General features: G+C 62.8%; 2 protein-coding genes. Both read left to right on the top strand.

The features are described 5' to 3' along the window. Positions 1-739 (top strand): aliphatic sulfonate ABC transporter substrate-binding protein (locus tag EN991_RS34825; protein WP_127370423.1); only part of this gene is annotated, 739 nt, incomplete at its 5' end. Positions 740-830: 91 nt separating this feature from the next. Then, the coding region (locus tag EN991_RS34820; protein ID WP_164769613.1) for a sulfatase at positions 831-1796 on the top strand (966 nt) is incomplete at its 3' end.

The following is a 1796-nucleotide window of genomic DNA, read 5'->3' as shown; positions in this document are numbered from 1 at the left end:
CAACAGCCTGGAATTCGGCTATCTCGGACCGGGCGCGCTGTGGCTGCCGGCGAGCGGCAAGGCCAAGATCATCGCCGTCAACGATGTCGGTTTCTCGGACCGGGTGATCGCCCAAGCCGGCATCACGTCCATCGCCGGCCTCAAGGGCAAGAAGGTCGCGATCGCGGCCGGCACCTCGGGCGACATGCTGTTGCGGCTGGCGCTGCGCAAGGCCGGTATGGCGATGACCGACCTCGACATCGTGCAGATGGACCCGAGCACCATCGTGGCGGCCTTCGCCTCCAAGCAGGTCGACGCGGCCGGCATCTGGTATCCGTTCGTCGGCATCATCCAGAAGAGCGTTCCCGATCTGATGGAGCTGGCCAAGAACGACGACTTCTATCCGCAGACCACATTTCCGAGCGTCTTCATTGCCCGCAACGATTTGGTCGAGGGCAATCCCGATCTCGTCCGCAACGTGGTGCGCGCCATCAAGGACGCGCAGGATTTTCGTGCCGCCAACCAGGACAAGGCGATCGAGATCACCTCCAAGCTGCTCGGCATTCCGGCCGACCAGTTGAAGACGGAGGCCGGCTATGGCCGCTTCATGACCTCGGCCGAACTGATCAAGCTGACCAAGGACGGCACCGTGAACGGCTGGTTCTCGACGATGAACGACCTGTTCAAGACCTTCGGCAAGCTCGAGACCTCGCTCGATCCCAAGGACTATTATCTGGGCGATCAATACATTTCGGCCTGACGGCCATCTTGAAATCGCCCCTTGCAAACCGCAAGCCCCGGCAGCGAACCGGGGCCTGTTTCCTGACAATCACAGCAGCGACGAGCCATCCATGAACGTTCTCTACATCGACATCGACAGCCTCAGGCGCGACCACCTCGGCTGCTACGGCTATCATCGCAACACCTCTCCCGTCATCGACAGCCTTGCCGGCGAGGGCATCCGCTTCGAGAACGTCTATGTGTCCGATGTGCCTTGCCATCCGTCGCGCACGGCGCTGTGGAGCGGCCGCCACGGAATGCGGACCGGCGTGGTCGGCCATGGCGGCACCGCCTGCGAGCCGTTCCGCGAAGGCGCCGAGCGAGCCTGGGCCGGCACCTTCTACGAGGAAGGCTGGATGCGGGCGCTGCGCGATCTTGGCTACCACACCACGACCATCAGCAGTTTTGGCGAACGGCATGGCTGCTGGCATTGGTATGCCGGCTTTAACGAGATCATCAATCCCGGCAAGGCCGGCATGGAGAACGCCGACGAGGTTTCGGGCCTGGCGATCGACTGGCTGAAGCGCAATGGCTCGGCAAAAAAGTGGTTCCTGCATGTCAATGTCTGGGACCCGCATACACCCTATCGCGCGCCGGACGCTTTCGGCGACCCCTTCGCCGACCAACCGCTTCCCGACTGGATGACCAGGGCGGTATTCGAGAAGAGCCATGCTGGCTACGGCCCGCACAGCCCGCAGGAACCCTCGGGCTTCGACGTCGAGCCGGGCGGATCGAAATACCGGCGCATGCCGTCGCCGATCAGCGACATGGACACCGTCAAGGCCTGGTTCGACGGCTACGACACCGGCGTGCTCTATGCCGATTATCATGTCGGTCTCATCGTCGAGGAGTTGAAGCGGCAAGGCCTGTTCGACGACACGATCATCGTCATCGGCGCCGATCATGGCGAAAACCTCGGCGAGCTCAACGTCTGGGGTGATCATCAGACGGCCGACGAATTCACCTGCAACGTGCCGCTGGTCATCCGCTGGCCCGGCGCCGAGGACATGCGCGGCGTCAATGGCGGCCTTCACTAT

This window comes from Mesorhizobium sp. M7A.F.Ca.US.005.03.2.1 (assembly GCF_003997795.1).
Taxonomy (GTDB): Bacteria; Pseudomonadota; Alphaproteobacteria; order Rhizobiales; family Rhizobiaceae; genus Mesorhizobium; species Mesorhizobium ciceri.
This window is presented reverse-complemented; position numbering and strand designations above follow the sequence as displayed.